The organism is Pseudomonas iridis, assembly GCF_017980685.1.
Lineage (GTDB): Bacteria > Pseudomonadota > Gammaproteobacteria > Pseudomonadales > Pseudomonadaceae > Aquipseudomonas > Aquipseudomonas iridis.
Genome location: NZ_JACXXO010000004.1, coordinates 160,136 through 176,667, shown reverse-complemented (window position 1 = coordinate 176,667; position 16,532 = coordinate 160,136). Strand labels below are relative to the sequence as shown.

Annotated in this window: 16 protein-coding genes; 7 read left to right on the top strand and 9 right to left on the bottom strand. The window is 59.5% G+C overall.

Annotated elements, in window-relative coordinates; all coding sequences use genetic code 11:
• Window positions 1–54: 54 nt before the first annotated feature.
• The 4 genes from IEQ42_RS10010 to IEQ42_RS09995 form a co-directional block, all read right to left on the bottom strand.
• A complete protein-coding gene (locus IEQ42_RS10010; protein WP_210703402.1) occupies window positions 55–2,106 on the bottom strand; it encodes a putative bifunctional diguanylate cyclase/phosphodiesterase in 2,052 nt (683 codons plus the stop codon).
• Window positions 2,107–2,488: 382 nt separating this feature from the next.
• Complete coding sequence (locus IEQ42_RS10005) at window positions 2,489–3,085, bottom strand: superoxide dismutase (RefSeq protein ID WP_042560704.1); 597 nt, start codon at window positions 3,083–3,085, stop codon at window positions 2,489–2,491.
• A gap of 176 nt (window positions 3,086–3,261) precedes the next feature.
• Window positions 3,262–3,864 (bottom strand): LysE/ArgO family amino acid transporter, encoded by a 603-nt coding sequence (locus tag IEQ42_RS10000; protein ID WP_150601704.1) that lies wholly within the window; start codon window positions 3,862–3,864, stop codon window positions 3,262–3,264.
• Window positions 3,865–3,869: 5 nt separating this feature from the next.
• Entirely contained in the window at window positions 3,870–4,271 is a 402-nt protein-coding gene (locus IEQ42_RS09995; RefSeq protein WP_210703401.1) for an ACT domain-containing protein, read from the bottom strand.
• A 96-nt stretch (window positions 4,272–4,367) separates the two neighbouring features.
• Between IEQ42_RS09995 and IEQ42_RS09990 the strand changes: the two genes are divergently transcribed.
• The 4 genes from IEQ42_RS09990 (at window position 4,368) to IEQ42_RS09975 (ending at window position 8,337) form a co-directional block, all read left to right on the top strand.
• Window positions 4,368–5,267 carry a LysR family transcriptional regulator ArgP gene (locus tag IEQ42_RS09990; protein WP_047302841.1) on the top strand — a complete coding sequence of 300 codons (900 nt, stop codon included), beginning with the start codon at window positions 4,368–4,370 and terminating at the stop codon, window positions 5,265–5,267.
• Window positions 5,268–5,361: 94 nt separating this feature from the next.
• Window positions 5,362–6,354, top strand: a complete 993-nt coding sequence (locus IEQ42_RS09985; protein WP_210703400.1) for an NAD-dependent epimerase/dehydratase family protein — start codon at window positions 5,362–5,364, stop codon at window positions 6,352–6,354.
• A gap of 125 nt (window positions 6,355–6,479) precedes the next feature.
• On the top strand, window positions 6,480–7,334 hold the full coding sequence (locus IEQ42_RS09980) for an ATPase (protein ID WP_210703399.1): 855 nt from the start codon (window positions 6,480–6,482) through the stop codon (window positions 7,332–7,334).
• A gap of 154 nt (window positions 7,335–7,488) precedes the next feature.
• The gene (locus tag IEQ42_RS09975; RefSeq protein ID WP_210703398.1) at window positions 7,489–8,337 is read left to right on the top strand and encodes a cache domain-containing protein; all 849 of its coding nucleotides are present in this window, start codon (window positions 7,489–7,491) and stop codon (window positions 8,335–8,337) included.
• Window positions 8,338–8,459: 122 nt separating this feature from the next.
• On the opposite strand, the gene IEQ42_RS09970 is transcribed toward IEQ42_RS09975, so the two are convergent.
• Together IEQ42_RS09970 and pobA are read right to left on the bottom strand one after the other, a co-directional pair.
• Window positions 8,460–9,977 (bottom strand): MDR family MFS transporter, encoded by a 1,518-nt coding sequence (locus tag IEQ42_RS09970; protein ID WP_210703397.1) that lies wholly within the window; start codon window positions 9,975–9,977, stop codon window positions 8,460–8,462.
• A 78-nt stretch (window positions 9,978–10,055) separates the two neighbouring features.
• On the bottom strand, window positions 10,056–11,249 hold the full coding sequence (pobA, locus tag IEQ42_RS09965; RefSeq protein WP_210703396.1) for a 4-hydroxybenzoate 3-monooxygenase: 1,194 nt from the start codon (window positions 11,247–11,249) through the stop codon (window positions 10,056–10,058).
• Window positions 11,250–11,427: 178 nt separating this feature from the next.
• Here pobA and IEQ42_RS09960 point away from each other — a divergent pair, with 178 nt between their 5' ends.
• Complete coding sequence (locus IEQ42_RS09960) at window positions 11,428–12,312, top strand: helix-turn-helix domain-containing protein (RefSeq protein ID WP_210703395.1); 885 nt, start codon at window positions 11,428–11,430, stop codon at window positions 12,310–12,312.
• Window positions 12,313–12,447: 135 nt separating this feature from the next.
• On the opposite strand, the gene IEQ42_RS09955 is transcribed toward IEQ42_RS09960, so the two are convergent.
• Together IEQ42_RS09955 and IEQ42_RS09950 are read right to left on the bottom strand one after the other, a co-directional pair.
• Entirely contained in the window at window positions 12,448–12,624 is a 177-nt protein-coding gene (locus tag IEQ42_RS09955) for a hypothetical protein (protein ID WP_164488116.1), read from the bottom strand.
• A gap of 158 nt (window positions 12,625–12,782) precedes the next feature.
• Complete coding sequence (locus IEQ42_RS09950; protein WP_210703394.1) at window positions 12,783–13,688, bottom strand: LysR family transcriptional regulator; 906 nt, start codon at window positions 13,686–13,688, stop codon at window positions 12,783–12,785.
• Between the two features lie 115 nt (window positions 13,689–13,803).
• Here IEQ42_RS09950 and IEQ42_RS09945 point away from each other — a divergent pair, with 115 nt between their 5' ends.
• Window positions 13,804–14,682 (top strand): MBL fold metallo-hydrolase, encoded by an 879-nt coding sequence (locus IEQ42_RS09945; RefSeq protein ID WP_210703393.1) that lies wholly within the window; start codon window positions 13,804–13,806, stop codon window positions 14,680–14,682.
• A 45-nt stretch (window positions 14,683–14,727) separates the two neighbouring features.
• Window positions 14,728–15,342 carry an NAD(P)-dependent oxidoreductase gene (locus tag IEQ42_RS09940; protein WP_210703392.1) on the top strand — a complete coding sequence of 205 codons (615 nt, stop codon included), beginning with the start codon at window positions 14,728–14,730 and terminating at the stop codon, window positions 15,340–15,342.
• Window positions 15,343–15,566: 224 nt separating this feature from the next.
• Here the strand turns inward: IEQ42_RS09940 and IEQ42_RS09935 are convergent, their stop codons facing one another.
• On the bottom strand, window positions 15,567–16,448 hold the full coding sequence (locus tag IEQ42_RS09935) for a LysR substrate-binding domain-containing protein (protein ID WP_210703391.1): 882 nt from the start codon (window positions 16,446–16,448) through the stop codon (window positions 15,567–15,569).
• Window positions 16,449–16,532 lie beyond the last annotated feature (84 nt).

Below are 16,532 nucleotides of genomic sequence, written 5' to 3'. Positions count from 1 at the left end.
GCAATTCAAATGCAGGAGCTGTCGAGTGAAACGAGACCGCGACCTTTTGACCTTCTAGAGGATTGCCGCGTTGCTGCGCTGCGCCTGCTTGAGATAAACGCTCAGCTCCCGCGCCGGCAGCGGTTTGCTGTAGTGATAGCCCTGACCTTCGTGGCAGCCTTCGGAGATGATGTAGCTCTCCTGCTCGGCGGTCTCCACGCCCTCGGCGATCACCTGCATGCCGAGACTTTTGCCCAGCTGGATGATCGCGCGAACGATGGTCGCATCGTCGTCGTCATCCAGCAGATCCTGGACGAAGCTCTTGTCGATCTTGATCTTGTCCAGCGGCAGGCTTTTCAGATAACTCAGCGACGAATAGCCGGTGCCGAAGTCGTCGATGGCGATCAACGCCCCCGAGCGACGCAGGCTCAGCAAGTGCTGGGCTGCGGTGCTGATGTCTTCCATCAGGCCGGTTTCGGTGACTTCCAGTTCCAGACTGCGCGGCGGCAGGCGGTACATCTGCATCAGGTTGTTGACCACCCGTGGCAGCTCGGCGTGGTGCAATTGCACGGTGGACAGATTGACCGCCATGCGCAGATCGGCGAAGCCTTGATCGTGCCATTCGCGCAATTGCTTGCAGGCCTGATCGAGTACCCATTCACCGATGGCGATGATCGTGCCGTTCTGTTCGGCCAGCGGGATGAACAGGTCCGGCGGCACCAGGCCGTGTTCCGGGTGCTGCCAGCGAATCAGCGCCTCGACACCGACCACGCGGTGATCGCGATAGCTGATCTGTGGCTGATAGACGAGGTAGAACTGGTCACGCAGCAACGCATCGCGCAGGTCTTTTTCCAGTTCACGGCGGCGGCGCATCTCGCTGTCGACACTGGCGATGTAGAACTGATAACGGTTGCGCGAGCGGGTCTTGGCCAGCGTCATGGTCTGTTCGGCCTTCTGCAACAGCTTCTCGGTGCTGTCGCCGTCCTCCGGGAACAGGGTGATGCCGATGGTCGCGCGCAGACGGATTTCCTGATGATCGAGGGCAAACGCTGCTTCCAGGTCATCGAGAATGCTTTGCGCCAGTTCCGCCGCTTCGTAGGGTTGTTCAATATCGGCTTGCACCAGGGCGAACTGATCGCCGCCCAAACGGGCGAGGGCGCCGAGGCGACCGCTGTGGGCGCGTAGTCGATCGGCCAACGCCAGCAACAATTGGTCGCCGGTCTGATAGCTGAACTGCTCGTTGATGCCTTTGAAATCGTCCAGCCCCACGCACAACACCGCGACCCGGCGTTGCAGTTTGCCGGCGTTCACCAGAATCTTGTCCAGTTGCTGCTGCAATTGCTGACGGTTCGGCAGACCGGTGAGGAAGTCGTACTGGGCCATGCGCAGCAGGCTGTTTTCCGCCTCGTGACGCAGATGCGTATTGCGCTCGATGGATTCGAGCAACTGGTTGGCGGTATTGATCCAGATGCCCAGCTCGTTTTTCTCGTGGCCCTTGAGCTGCGGGATCTTGTGCTCGCTGGGACGGTCCGGATTGATCTCGGTGAGGTGCTCGATGATCCGCGACAGCGGTTTGGTCAGCAGCCAGTGATAAACCAGATACAGCACCAGGCCCATGGCCAATGCACGCAGAACGCCGGAGATGAAGATGATCACGGAGCTGACGATAAAACCTTCGCCATAGGTGGCGGTGTCGAGGGTGATGCTCAGGTCGCCGTAATATTCGCTGTAGGGGCCGCGTCCCACCAATTGCGTGGTGAACGTGCGCTCCTGACCCAGGATCAGGTCGGTCAGCCAGCGGCTGCTGGAATGCTGCAATTCGCGGGACTTTTGCGCAAGCATGGCTTCGTTGGGATGGCCGATGGACGCCTGGCGCACGGCCTCATCCTGGAACAGGCCTTCGATTACCTGCATGCCCATTTCCCGATCAAGGCTGTAAACGGCCTGAGTCGACGGATCGCGGAACATGTCGAGGATCCGTTCGGCGTCACCAGCCACCGCCTGACGGGTCTTGTAGGCATCGAAAACAATCTGCGCGCAGCTCAAGACAACGCCGACGATCAATGCTGACAGGAGCACGACCCGGAGCAACTTCACCGACAAGCTGTTCTTGAGTTCCAGCTTCAAAGGGTTATTCCTTGTTCCGTGCGGGTAGCGTCAATTTGCCATGAGTATTGGCAATCCCGTGTTTGCAGTCAAAGGGACAATCGGGCACAGGATAATCTGCCTGAAGGCTTGGCCTGCACGCTGCCATCTGGAGTATTAGCCCTATTTGCACTATGTCGGTAGTTTTAGCCCTCAACTTGAGCGATGCGGGACAAATTTTCCTGTGTTGGATGTTAGCCCTCTGCGGCACGGCGGCAAGCGGCGCGTGGCGGCTTTGAGTGTGAGAACAACGCTATCCGCCTGTAGGCGCTGCTGAAGGCCGCCCGAACCTGCGGCGGCTTCTACCTAAAACGCAGGCATAAAAAAACCCGGCCATGGCCGGGTTTTTTATCTGGCGCGCAGCTTAAGCAGTGAAGGTTTTGCCTTCGAACTGCTCAGCAACAAACTTCCAGTTGACCAGGTTCCAGAACGCTTCGACATACTTCGGACGAACGTTGCGGTAGTCGATGTAGTAAGCGTGTTCCCAGACGTCGCAGGTCAGCAGCGGGGTGTCGCCGCTGGTCAGCGGGTTGCCGGCGCCGATGGTGCTGGCCAGAGCCAGGGAACCGTCAGCCTTTTTCACCAGCCAGCCCCAGCCGGAACCGAAGGTGCCGATCGAGGTTTTGCTGAACTCTTCCTTGAACTTGTCGAACGAACCGAAGGCTGCGTTGATGGCTTCAGCCAGTGCGCCGGTTGGTTGACCGCCAGCGTTTGGCGCCAGGCAGTTCCAGTAGAAAGTGTGGTTCCAGACCTGAGCGGCGTTGTTGAAGATGCCGCCCGAGGAAGTCTTGACGATTTCTTCCAGGGTCTTGCCTTCGAACTCGGTGCCTGGCACCAGGTTGTTCAGGTTCACGACGTAGGTGTTGTGGTGCTTGTCGTGGTGAAATTCCAGGGTTTCCTTGGAAATGTGCGGCTGCAGGGCATCGTGTGCGTAAGGCAGCGGCGGCAATTCGAAAGCCATGATGATTCTCCTAATCAGGTCTGTTGCGGTGAGCGCAAGGCCGATCACGGGCGGCCAGAAATGCACCGACGAGTTTTTACTCTTTGCGGCGCAGGGTTCGGATCATAGCACCGGGGTTGCGGCTTAACCACGCAACAACTGTGTGGGATAGAGGTTCCAGAGCCTTTTGGAATAAATCAGCCAGCGATAATTAATTGACCCGCGACGGCGAACATCATCAACGCCACGACCAGATCGAGAATCCGCCATGTGCTTGGCCGAGCCAGCCAGGGCGCCAACCACGCAGCACCCAGCGCCAAAGTGAAAAACCACAGCAGTGACGCACTCGCCGCACCCACCACGTAGGCTCCCGGCACCGACTGCTGAGCACCGAGCGAGCCGATCAGCAACACCGTATCCAGATAAACATGCGGGTTGAGCAACGTCACCGCCAGCGCACTGAGCATCACCGCTCGCAGCGAACGCACGGTCTGGTTTCCGCCCTGATCCAGGCTTTGCTTCGAGAACGCCCGGCGCAGTGCCTGGCTGCCGTACCAGATCAGGAAGGTCGCGCCGCCCCAACGGGCGATCGCCAGCAGCGTTGGACTCTGCGCCAGAATCGTCGCCAGACCGAAAACCCCGGCCGCCACCAGCAGCGCATCGCACACCACGCACAGCGCCGCCACCGGGAGGTGGTGTTCACGTCGCAGGCTTTGCGCCAGGACAAAAGCGTTTTGCGTGCCGATTGCCATGATCAGCCCCAACGCCACCAGCAAACCGTTCACATAGCTTTGCCACATAAGATTTACTCCGCGTTGGCTGCGAGATCGCGCAGCACTTGCATGGCGCGTTCGGCGTCGGCCTGGCCGACAAACAAATGATCGTGGTAGTAACCGGCGATCACGTTGCAACTGATGCCGGCCTTGCCCAGTGCGGTGGCGAACGCGGCGGTGAGACCGACGGCTTCCAGCGCCGAATGCACGTTGAGGGTGATCCATGCGGCCACGTAGTCGAAGCTGAAACCGGCCTGCTCGGCGTGGGAACGTTCGAGAATCACGGTCAGCCCTTCCTGTTCACGAAAGCTGCCGACAATCTCCAGACCACTCGGCAACTGGCTTTCGCGCAGGGTGCAGAACACGTATTCGCCGGCATTGAGTTGCGGACTCATGCTGCGCAGCAAGGTCGTGAGTGAAGTTTCGCCAGCCATTGGGGTAGTCCTTGATAAAGAGTGCTTGCTGGCTATTGTCCGGTCGAAAGCTTTATAAGAAAAACCAATAATGCTGATCGCTCATTAGGAAAACTGATGTTCGACTATAAATTGCTTTCCGCTCTGGCCGCCGTGGTCGAGCAGGCTGGATTCGAACGCGCAGCGCAGGTGCTGGGTTTGTCGCAATCGGCGATCTCGCAGCGCATCAAACTGCTGGAAGCGCGGGTCGGCCAACCGGTGCTGGTGCGCGGCACACCGCCGGCGCCCACCGAGATAGGCCGGCGTTTGCTCAACCACGTGCAGCAGGTGCGTTTGCTTGAGCGCGACTTGCAGACCCTTGTGCCTGCCTTGGATGAAGAAGGGCTGCCGGAACGCCTGCGTATTGCCCTCAACGCCGACAGCCTCGCCACGTGGTGGGCGTCAGCGGTGGGGGATTTCTGTGCCGAACAACATCTGTTGCTCGATCTGATCGTCGAAGACCAGACCGTCGGCCTCAAACGCATGCGCGCCGGTGAAGTGGCCGCTTGCCTATGCGCCAGCGAACGTCCGGTAGCAGGCGCGCGCAGTGTCTTGCTTGGCGCCATGCGCTATCGCGCACTGGCCAGCCCGGCGTTCATCGAGCGGCATTTCCCCGATGGCGTGCGCGCTGAACAACTGCCGCGCACCCCGGCGCTGGTGTTTGGCCCGGACGATTTCCTTCAACATCGCTATCTGGCATCGCTGGGTGTGGATGGCGGCTTCGAGCACCATTTGTGCCCGTCCTCCGAAGGTTTTATCCGGCTGACCGAGGCCGGTCTGGGCTGGGGCTTGGTGCCGGAACTGCAAGTGCGCGAGCAATTGCAACGCGGCGTATTGCGCGAACTGTTGCCAGATAAACCGATCGATGTGCCGTTGTACTGGCATCATTGGCGCAATGGCGGTCAACTGCTGGGCTTGCTGACCGAGCAATTGGTACGTTCTTCAGCGCAATGGCTGGTGCCCTTGAAGCAGCTGTAAGCGTCAAGCTGCAAGCGACAAGTGAAGCTTGCGCACTGTTTTTATCTTGCAGCTCGAAGCTTGAAGCTCGCAGCTGGTTTTGTTGGAGCTCTACATGAAAATTCTGGTCACCGGCGCAAGCGGCTTCATTGGCGGGCGCTTTGCGCGTTTCGCCCTGGAGCAGGGCCTGGATGTGCGGGTCAACGGTCGCCGGGCCGAAAGCGTCGAGCATCTGGTGCGTCGTGGCGCCGAGTTCGTCCCGGGTGATTTGACGGATCCGCAACTGGTGCGCGACCTCTGCGCCGACGTCGAGGCCGTGGTGCATTGTGCTGGCGCCGTCGGATTATGGGGCCGTTATCAAGACTTCCATCAGGGCAATGTGCAGGTCACCGAAAACGTTGTCGAAGCGTGCTTGAAACAACGGGTCCGCCGTCTCGTGCACTTGTCCTCGCCATCGATTTATTTCGATGGTCGCGATCACCTGGGCCTGACTGAAGAGCAGGTGCCCAAACGCTTCAAGCATCCCTATGCCGCGACCAAGTACCTGGCCGAGCAAAAGGTTTTCGGCGCACAGGAATTCGGCCTGGAAACCATCGCCCTGCGCCCGCGCTTCGTGACTGGCGCCGGCGACATGAGCATTTTTCCGCGCCTGCTGAACATGCAGCGCAAGGGCCGTCTGGCGATCATCGGCAACGGCCTGAACAAGGTCGATTTCACCAGCGTGCACAACCTCAACGAAGCGCTGCTCAGCAGTCTGCTGGCGGCCGGCTCTGCGCTGGGCAAGGCCTACAACATCAGCAACGGCGCGCCAGTGCCGTTGTGGGATGTGGTCAATTACGTGATGCGCAAAATGGACGTTGCACAGGTCACCAGATACCGGTCCTACGCTCTGGCCTACAGCGCTGCAGCGCTGAATGAAGGTGCCTGCAAACTCTGGCCGGGGCGTCCCGAGCCGACGCTGTCGCGCTTGGGGATGCAGGTCATGAAGAAAAACTTCACCCTCGACATCAGCCGCGCACGGCATTATCTGGACTACGATCCGAAAGTCAGCCTGTGGACGGCCCTCGACGAGTTCTGCGGTTGGTGGAAAGCCCAGGACATTCGCTGAAACGCGTTGATACCAATCGGCCGGCCGGCAATGAACCGCATCGCCGCTTGAGGGTCAATCCCAGCGGCTGCGCGGTTATACTTCGCAGCATTTAGCCATCACCGCGATTCACAAAGGTTGCCTCAATGTCCATGCGTAATGATGCCCACGACGATTTCGATGATGTACCGAGCTTGCGTGCCGATACCTTCGACGACGATGACATTCCGACCACTTCCCGCACCACCGTGCACTCGCGTACACCGCCGGTGGTCAAGGTCAAGGCCGCCAGCACCGGGCCGCTGTGGGCGTTGGTCGGCGCACTGTTCTTCGCGTTCATCGGTTTGGCATGGTGGAGTTTTCAGCAGATCTCGCTGATGGAACAGCAACTGGTGGCCACCCAGGAAAGTTTCGCGCGGATCAGCGAGGAAGCGGCGGGGCGCTTGCAGGATATTTCCGGCAAGGTCGTCGCCAGCCAGACCAACGTCAGCACCGACAGCGAAGCCTTGAAGCTGCAGATCAAACAGCTGGAAAGCAAGCTGCTCGATCAAGGCAGGCAGCAGCAGGGTGTGGCGGGGCAGGCCAGTGATCTGGACAAGCGTCTGGCGCAGATGAGTGCCCAGACCACCCAGCAGCAGGCTGCCAATACTCAACTGCAAGCGCAGGTAAAAGCCCTGGGCGCAGAGCTGGCAACCATTAAAAGCACTCCGGCCGACACCAGTAAGGTCGACGCTCAGCTCAAGGCTTTCGATGCGCAGTTCAAGAGCCTTGGCGCGGATATCGCGGCGTTGAAGAAGCAGGGTAACCCGAGCGCCGAGATTGATCGTCTGGCGCAGGAAATCGTCGTCCTCAAAAGCATGCAGGACAACCGTCCGGCCACGCCACAGGGTGGCGGCAACACGGCCGAGTTCGATGCGTTTCGTGGCCAGATGACCCGCAACCTCAACACGCTGTCGGCGCAGATCCAGAACCTGCAGCAGCAGATCAATGCGCGGCCGTAACGCTTGATCAAATGCCGCGAAGAGCCCTTGCGGTGATGGAGTTCATTCCCCTCACCGCACTGGGCTCTGCAATCCCCTGCATCATTCTGAATATCCATACATCACCCCAACCCGTCTACGCTCTTGTAACACCAACAAGAACGAGGGATGCGTCATGGGGTTTTTGCATAAAGTGGCCTGGCTCGGCGTGATGCTGTTAGTGGGGTTGGGACAAGCCAGCGCCGCAACGACGGAGAAGGAGGACAGCAAGGCCGCTATTGCCCTGCTGGAAAAAGCACTGGCCTATTACCACGACAACGGTGACAAGGCGTTCGCCGCGTTCAGTCGCCAAGGCGAGTTTGTCGACAAGGACCGCTACGTGTTTGTGCTCGACACCCAAGGCGTGATGCTTGCCAGTGGCGGCCCGTCATCGGCGTTGATCGGCCGCAACGTCAGTGAAGTGCTCGGTCCTGATCTGCAAAAAGCCTTCAAGGAAGCGTTGCGGGTACCGGAAGGCAACGGCATTCAGCAGGCCGAATACCGTTGGCAGAACTGGTCCGACGGCAAGGTCGAACGCAAGCACGTGTTTTATCAGCGCATCGGCCAGCGCATCCTCGCGGTCGGTTACTACCTGCCCCGTGCGTCGGCAGAACAAGCCAAGGCGTTGCTCGACAAAGCCGCCACCGATCTTGGCAAAGACGAAAAAGGCACGCTGACGGCGATCAATTCGCTCAAGGGCGGCTATCTGCAGGATGATCTGTATGTGTTCGTGGTCGATCTGAATACCCAGCGCTATGTCGCCCACGGCACCAATCTGCGCCTGATCAATACCGACTTCGGCAAGATCAAGGACCCGGAGGGCAAGCCGGTGGGCGAGCCGATTCTGGCGCTGATTGGCAAACAGGATGACGGCGAATACGAATACCGCTGGAAGAACCCGGTGACCGGCAAGATCGAAGACAAGCATGCGTACCTGAAGAAGGTCGGGCATTTTCTGGTGGCGGTCGGTTACTACAGCCCCTGAGCCCACCACATAACCCTGTGGGAGCGAGCCTGCTCGCGAATGCGTGGTGTCCGACATCAATGTTGAATGACATACCGCATTCGCGAGCAGGCTCGCTCCCACCGTTTTTTGTGGTATTTGTGCTATTTCGCGCCGTGCTCACGTCCGCGCAGCAGGTTGTTCGGCATCGCAATCGCCGCCGCCAGCCCCAGTAGCGACACCGCCGCGCTGACCCACAACAAATGCCGGAAGGTCACCGCAAGCTCCGCGCGCAAAGCGTTCTGTGCATCACCCGGCGCCGCGTTCAAACCGTCCAGCAGCACGTTGCCGGAATGTCCCTCGTTGATCAGCGAACTGCTCGCCAAATGGGCGAAATTCGAATCCTGCAGCAATGCAAGCAACAGCGCCGACATCAACGCCACGCCCACCGCGCCGCCCAGCGAACGGAACAGGTTGGTGGTGCTGGTGGCGACGCCAATGTCGCGTTGCTCCACCGAGTTCTGCGTGCCGACCAATGAAGTCGGGAACTGCATGCCGCCGGCAATACCGCTGAGTACCATGAACAACCCGCTCATCAGCGTCGCCTCGGGCGGGCTGAACGCCATGCCGACAATCGAGATCGGCATCAGGATCGCACCCGTCAGAATCTGTGGTTTGTAGCGCCCGGTGATGGACGTGCGACGGCCGGCAAAAAACGCCCCGATCGGTAAACCCATGGCCAGCGGCAGCAGGTGCAGCGCGGCGCTGTCGGCGCCGGCCCCGGTGACGGTTTGAAAGCGCAGCGGCATCAACACGATCAGCGAAATCGCCTGGAAGCTGGTGAAGAAAATCGTGCACCAGCACAGCAACGCATTGCGGTTGGCGAACAGATGCATCGGCAACAACGGCTCCCGTGCACGACGTTCGTGCCAGACGAAAATTGCCAACACAACGACCGCACAAGCGAACAACCCCAGCACTTCGCTGCTGCGCCACGAATGGCCCTGACCGACCTCCGTGATGCCGAGCAGCAACGCCGTCAGGCCAATGATCATCAGCAGTGTGCCGAGGTAATCGATGATCGGTTTGCGCTGCGGAATCGGCAGTCCGCGCAGATTGCGATTGGCCACCCACCAGGCCCCGAGGCCAAGTGGCAGGTTGATCAGAAACACCCAGCGCCACGACAGGTACTCGGTCATGTAGCCGCCTAGCACCGGGCCGGCGACGCTTGCGACGGCGTACATACTGCTGAAGTAACCCTGATAGCGACCGCGTTCGCGTGGCGGCACGATGTCGCCGATGATCGCCTGGCTGACCGAGATCATCCCGCCCGCACCGATCCCCTGAAGGATCCGCGCCAGCACCAGTTGCTCCATGCTTTGCGCCATGCCGCAGAACAGCGAGGCCAACGTAAACAGGCCCATGCCGAACAGCATCAGTTTGCGTCGCCCGTACAAATCGCCGAGCTTGCCGTAGATCGGCACCGCCACGGTCATCGCCACCATGTACCCGGAAATCACCCAGGCCAGCAGGCTGACGTCCTTGAACTGTGCGGAGATGGCCGGCATCGACACGGCAACGATGGTCTGATCCAGCGCACCCAGAAAAATCGCCATCATCAGCGCAACCAGCACGCTGCGAATGGCCGGTTTGGGCGTTTCGGGGTGATTGAGATGGGTCACGGGCAAAACCTGCGGGCAGTGGAAGTCCCGCAGATCGTCAGGCGAGCGGGGGGCTCGCCAGTGTAAGTCGGTAGCAGGCTATTCGATAGCCTCGTACGGAAGTCCGACGTAATTTTCTGCAATGGTTTTTCGACCGGCTTCTGAATTGACGAAGTAGTCCAGTTCCGAGGCGCTGATGCGTTGGCTGAACGCATCGTGATCGTCGAAGCGATGCAGCATCGAGGTCATCCACCAGGAAAAACGCTCGGCCTTCCACACCCGGCGCAGGCAGATCTCGGAATATTTCTCCAGTAGCTCTGTGCGTCCGTCGCGATAGACCTTCAGCAGAATGTTGAACAGTGTGCTGACGTCGCTGGCCGCCAGATTCAAACCCTTGGCACCGGTGGGCGGGACGATGTGCGCTGCATCGCCCACCAGAAACATCCTCCCGTACTGCATCGGCTCGACGACAAAACTGCGCAGCGGCGCGATGCTTTTTTCAATCGACGGACCGGTGACCAGTTTCTCTGCAAGCTCTAAGGGCAAGCGACGTTTCAGTTCATCCCAGAAGCGCTGATCGGACCAGTCGTCGACGTTTTCGTCTGCGGGCACTTGCAGGTAATACCGGGTGCGAGTCGCCGAGCGCATGCTGCACAGGGCAAAACCCCGCTCGTGGCGGGCGTAGACCAGTTCGTCATGCACGGGCGGGGTGTCGGCAAGAATCCCCAGCCAGCCGAATGGATACACCCGCTCGAACACCTTCAGGCAATCAGCCGGAATCGACTGGCGGGCGACGCCGTGGAAACCGTCGCAACCGGCGATGTAATCGCAATCGACACGCCAGGTTTCGCCATCCTTTTCGAAGGTGACAAAAGCTTCGTCGCTTTTCATGCCGTGAGGAACGACATCGCTCGCTGCGTAAATCGTCGTTGCCCCCGCCTCCCGACGAGCGGCCATCAGGTCGCGGGTGACTTCGGTCTGGCCATAGATCATCACGTTCTGGCCACCGGTCAAAGCATGCAGATCGATGTGCACCTGGCTCCCGTTCAAAGCCAGATCGAACCCTCCGTGCACCAACCCTTCGGCATCCATTCGCTGACCGACGCCCGCCTCACGCAACAGCTCTACCATGCCTTGTTCAAGCACACCGGCGCGGATCCGCCCGAGCACATAGTCAGGTGTCTGACGCTCGATGATGAGGGTATCGATGCCGGCGTTATGCAGCAGCTGGCCGAGGAGCAATCCGGACGGACCGGCGCCGATGATGGCGACTTGGGTTTTTAGCGTTTTCATTGTTTTTATGACTCGCAAGCTTCACGGGACATTCGTCGGTGAATGATTTTTATGGATCGAGTGCTTGCATTTTTCCCTTGCGGGTCTGTCAATTGAAGGTGAAAACTGAGCCGATACCTGTACATTCTGCCAATCGGGGCGATTATCGCCCGCAATACTAGAGGCCTGGATTGAAGTGATGAACAAGCCCGAGCTGCCTTCGATTCCGGTGTTCAAGCTCTACGGTGAAAGCCTGGACTGGCCAACCCCTGACTTGCTGCACTGTGAAACCATTTCCTCACGCAGTCGCGAACATCAATGGGAAATCAAACCCCACCGCCACGCCGATTTGTGTCAGTTGCTTTTCGTATTCAAAGGTCAGGCAGAGCTTGAAATCGAAGGCCAGCGCACCCGCCTCGAAACACCCGCGATTCAAGTCCTGCCGCCGCTGTCGGTGCATGGCTTTCGCTTTTCCGAGGACGTTGAAGGGTTCATCGTTACTCTCGCAACGCCGCTGATCCATCACTTGCAGGCGCAACTGGGCGACGCGGTGCACGCGTTGGCGCAGGCGCATGCCTATTCGGCGGGCAACGACGGCGATTATCTGAACAGCCTGTTTTCAGCGTTGCAGGCTGAGTACAACGGTCATCAACCGGCGCGGGAAATGCTCATGCATGCGCTGGTCAGCGTGATCATGGTTTGGGTCAGTCGTCAGGCCATTGTTCGCCACAAGGCCAGCCAGCGGCCACAGCGCCAGCGCGAATACCTCAATGGCTTTATCCAACTGGTGGAAGAGACTTATCGCCAGCATGTGAAGGTTGAGGATCTGGCGCATCGGCTAGGCATTTCGGTGTCGCACCTCAACGGCACATGCCGTGAGCTGGCGGGGCAACCGGCGTTGCAGATCATGCACGAGCGCCAGTTACTGGAAGCCAAGCGCTTGCTGACCTACACCAGCATGACGATTTATGAGATGTCGGAATTGTTGGGGTTTTCCGATCCGACCAACTTCACGCGTTTGTTCAGGCGTCGGGTGGGGATATCGCCAAAGGCGTTTCGCGACCGGTTGAAGGCCGAGCAGTAGCCTCATAAACGCTGCAAAAACCTGTAGGAGCTGGCTTGCCAGCGATGGCGGTGCCTCAGTCGACATCAATGTTGAATGTGAGTCCGCAATCGCTGGCAAGCCAGCTCCCACAGCATCGCATTCCAGTCAGCTGAATCAGCGCAACGCGTTCAGCGTGGCATTGTGCGGAATGCAGCGCTCGAAGTTGCAACTCGCGTATTCACGGGGCAGTTGTCGCTGCTGCTCGACCCGCCAGGCCGCAGTGCCATACAGCGCGAGCGTGGCGGCGCAGGTGATGAAAATCGCGCAGTACCTTCTTGTTTTGATGTTCATGGTGTTCGACCTCTGAACGAATACTCTGCGGTATTACTTTCAGCATAGAACAAGATCAAAAGATCGTCCGATCGCGGCCCGAGCCTTCGGCAACTCCTACATTTATCCGTGTAGGAGCTTCCGAAGGCTCGGGCCGCGATCGGACGATCTTTTGATCTTTACAGGCCCACATCCCATTCAGGATTCTCGGGAAACCTCACCACCAGAAAATCCAGCAGACTGCGCAACGCCGTCGGCATGTGCTTGCGTGAGGCGTACACCGCGTAGATGTTCATCTGTCGCGGCTCGGCATCAGGCAGCAGCCGAATCAATTCACCCGCATGAATATGCCCCCCGGCCTGATACGTCGGCAGCATCGCCACCCCGGCGCCGGCCAGGGTCGCGCGTAGCAGCGTGCTGGCCTCGTTGGCGCTGATGTTGCCCTGCACCGGCACGGACACCTGCTCGCCGTCCTCCTCAAAGTGCCACAGACTCTTGCCAAAATACGAGTGGGTCAGGCAGTTGTGCCGGCTGAGGTCTTCGACGCGCTGTGGCGGCGGATTTTCGCGCAGATACGCCGGGGCCGCGCAGACCACCGAGCGGCACACCGTCAGGCGCCGGGCAATCAGGTTGGGGTCCAGATCGTTGCTGGTGCGAATCGCCAGGTCGATCCGCTCATCCACCAGATTCACCGTGCGATCGAGCATCTGCAGGTCAATGCTCACGCCCGGATAGCGCTTGACGTAAGCCGCCATCGCATCGGCCAGTTGCGCCTGGCCGAACGAGGTGCTGACGCTGATCCGCAGCAACCCGCGCGGCGCATCGTCGGGTTCGGCGACGGCGGCTTGCATGTCGCTGGACAGTTCGATCATCTGTCGGCAACGCGGCAGGATTTCACTGCCGGCAGCCGTCAGGCTCAATTTGCGCGTGGTGCGGTGCATCAGGCGTGCACCCACCCAGTCTTCCAGTTCCGCCAGATAACGCGAGACCACCGGGCGCGACAGGTCCAGATGGTCGGCGGCGGCCGACTGGCTGCCCAGATCCACCACCGTGACGAATACTCGCATTGCTTGGAGACGATCCATGATTTGCCCGCTTTCAGAAACAAACTATGTCCAAGCATCGCATTTTTTGTACTGAGTCAGGCAACTAAGCTCTGTCCCATCGCCAGACACGGCATTTCGGACACTGGAGCAACAGATGATCGGCTTCACTACAATCAAACGCGTTTTACTCGCCACGGCCTCTCTCGGCTTCGCCGCCCATGCGGCCGCTGCCAACCTGACCCTCGATGTCTATAACCCGGGCACCCAGGCAATCTTCCCGGTGACCTCTGTGCTGGTCAGCGGTGAAAAAGACGCCATTCTGGTCGACGCGCAGTTCGGCAAATCCCAGGCTGAACAGGTGGTGGAAAAGGTCCGCGCCAGCGGCAAGCACCTGACCACCATTTACATCAGCCACGGTGACCCGGATTACTACTTCGGCCTCGATACTCTGACCAAAGCCTTCCCTGACGCCAAGGTGCTGGCCTCGCAGCCGACCGTGGATCACATCAACAAAACCGTCGAAGGAAAACTCGCGTTCTGGGGCCCGAAAATGGGCGCCGACGTCCCTGCAAAAACCATCGTGCCGAGCGTCCTCAAGGGCGACAGCCTGATGCTCGAAGGGCAGAAGTTGCAGGTGATCGGGCTGGACGGCAAACAACCGGATCGCAGCTTCGTATGGATTCCGTCGCTCAAGGCCGTGGTCGGTGGCGTGGTCGTCGCCGAGAACATCCACGTCTGGATGGCCGACACCCAGACCGCGCAATCCCACGCCGATTGGCTGGCAACTTTGCAGTCGATCGAAACCCTGAAACCGAAAACCGTGGTGCCGGGACATTACCTGGGTGATGGCAGCCGTTCGCTGGCGAGCGTTAAATTCACCGCCGACTACATTAGAGCGTTCGACGCAGAAACCGCCAAAGCCAAGGACTCCGCTGCACTGATCGCCGCGATGAAAAAGCGCTACCCGACGCTGGGCGAGGAAAGCTCGCTGGAACTGAGCGCGAAAGTCGCCAAGGGCGAGATGCAGTGGTAACCCGATTCTGAACAAGCAGCACTCTCAAGCCAACTGGAGAATGTCATGAGCAAAATCGCAATCATTGGTGCCACCGGTCGTGCCGGTAGCCAACTGCTGGAAGAAGCCCTGCGTCGCGGTCATAGCGTCACTGCCATTGCCCGCGATACTTCGAAGATCGGTTCGCGTGCCGGTGTGGTCAGCAAGAATGTCGATGTGCTGGATTCAGCAGCGCTGCAAGACGCCGTGGCGGGACACGACGTGGTGATCACCGCCGCGCATTTCGCCACGGTGCCGGCCAGCGCCATTGTCGGGCCGGTCAAGCAGGCGGGTGTGAAACGCTTGTTGGTGGTCGGCGGTGCCGGCTCGCTGTTGCTGCCGGACAACACTCGGGTGATCGACAGTGCAGGTTTCCCGGCGGAGTACAAAACCGAAGCCAGTGCCGGTGCTGCGTTTCTTGATGCGTTGCGCCAGGAGCAGGATCTGGACTGGACCTTCCTGTCACCATCGGCGGAGTTTGTCGAAGGTGAGCGCAGCGGCAAGTTCCGCGTCGGCCAGGATCACTTGCTGGTGGGTGAAGAAGGGCGGAGCTGGATCACTTTTGCCGATTACGCGATTGCGCTGATCGACGAGGTGGAAACGCCGAAGCATTCGCGTCAGCGGTTTACTGTTGGGTATTGAGGCGTTTTCCCCTCACCCCAGCCCTCTCCCGGGGGGAGAGGGAGCCGACCGAGGTGTCTTGCGTGCTACATCGACCTGAAAGATTGAGCCGATTATTGATTCGGTAAAGCAACCTGAAAGTCGATTACGGATTCGGTAAAGCACTGTCAGATCGGCGTCTCTCTTAAACATTCCACGGTCAGTCCCCTCTCCCTTGGGAGAGGGTTAGGGTGAGGGGAAAGGCCTCACCGCAAATGCGCCTGCTCAACCAGCCACAGCATCAGCTCTTCAAGTGGCGGCGAAGTTTCCCCGCCCTGCGGCACCACCAGGTAGTAAGCCAGCCCGGTCTTGACCTTTAGCTCAAACGGCATCACCAGTCTTTCCGCGTGCAGGTCATCACCGATGAGTGACCAATCACCGATTGCCACCCCCGTCCCGTGGGACGCCATCGACATGGCCTGATCCAGCGTTTCGAAATGCTGACCGCTGCTGACATTGTTCAATTGGAGCGCAGCGGCGCTCAGCCACACCGACCAGTCCTGCACATCGTGCGTCGGATGCAGCAGCAGATGTTGCTGCAGGTCGGCGGGTGTCTTCAGCGCCGGCGAGCCTTTGAGCAGCAGTGGCGAACAGACCGGCGTCAGTTGTTCATCGAACAGATGCAACGCCCCCGGCGAGTTGTCTGGCGTTGCTCCATAAATCACCGCCGCGTCGAACTGCTCACGTTGAAAGTCGACGCCATGTTGCAAAGACGCGGTCAGTTTCACCGGCACGTCCGGGCGCTCCTTCTGCCATTGCAGCAACCGCGGCAAAAGCCAGCGCATCACACAACTCGGCGCCTTGAGTTGCAGGGTCTGACGGCGCACGCCGATCTGCTCCACGGCCTCGCCAAGCAGACCGAACATCTGTTGCACGCGCAACATCCATTCCCGACCTTCGGCTGTCAGCTTCAACCCTCGGGCCAGGCGAATGAACAGCGGATAACCCAAATGCTCTTCCAGCCCGGCGATCTGTCGGCTGACTGCACCCTGCGTGATGTGCAACTGCTCGGCAGCCCGGGTGAAGTTGCAGCACTGGGCGGTGATCCAGAACGTGTGCAGGGCGGGCAAGGGCGGCAGTCGTTTCATGTGGATCCAAGCTATGACCTGAGGACATGGCTAGTATGACTTTTAATCGATTGTTGCCGCTACCTGCCGACCGTTCAATGAGCC

Coding starts and splice junctions, on each gene's coding strand:
- IEQ42_RS10005 (WP_042560704.1), bottom strand. CDS start 3,085: ATGGCTTTCGAATTGCCGCCGCTGCCTTACGCACACGATGCCCTGCAG.
- IEQ42_RS09980 (WP_210703399.1), top strand. CDS start 6,480: ATGTCCATGCGTAATGATGCCCACGACGATTTCGATGATGTACCGAGC.
- IEQ42_RS09950 (WP_210703394.1), bottom strand. CDS start 13,688: ATGGATCGTCTCCAAGCAATGCGAGTATTCGTCACGGTGGTGGATCTG.
- IEQ42_RS10000 (WP_150601704.1), bottom strand. CDS start 3,864: ATGTGGCAAAGCTATGTGAACGGTTTGCTGGTGGCGTTGGGGCTGATC.
- IEQ42_RS09995 (WP_210703401.1), bottom strand. CDS start 4,271: ATGGCTGGCGAAACTTCACTCACGACCTTGCTGCGCAGCATGAGTCCG.
- pobA (WP_210703396.1), bottom strand. CDS start 11,249: ATGAAAACGCTAAAAACCCAAGTCGCCATCATCGGCGCCGGTCCGTCC.
- IEQ42_RS09940 (WP_210703392.1), top strand. CDS start 14,728: ATGAGCAAAATCGCAATCATTGGTGCCACCGGTCGTGCCGGTAGCCAA.
- IEQ42_RS09945 (WP_210703393.1), top strand. CDS start 13,804: ATGATCGGCTTCACTACAATCAAACGCGTTTTACTCGCCACGGCCTCT.
- IEQ42_RS09955 (WP_164488116.1), bottom strand. CDS start 12,624: ATGAACATCAAAACAAGAAGGTACTGCGCGATTTTCATCACCTGCGCC.
- IEQ42_RS09985 (WP_210703400.1), top strand. CDS start 5,362: ATGAAAATTCTGGTCACCGGCGCAAGCGGCTTCATTGGCGGGCGCTTT.
- IEQ42_RS09975 (WP_210703398.1), top strand. CDS start 7,489: ATGGGGTTTTTGCATAAAGTGGCCTGGCTCGGCGTGATGCTGTTAGTG.
- IEQ42_RS09990 (WP_047302841.1), top strand. CDS start 4,368: ATGTTCGACTATAAATTGCTTTCCGCTCTGGCCGCCGTGGTCGAGCAG.
- IEQ42_RS09960 (WP_210703395.1), top strand. CDS start 11,428: ATGAACAAGCCCGAGCTGCCTTCGATTCCGGTGTTCAAGCTCTACGGT.
- IEQ42_RS09935 (WP_210703391.1), bottom strand. CDS start 16,448: ATGAAACGACTGCCGCCCTTGCCCGCCCTGCACACGTTCTGGATCACC.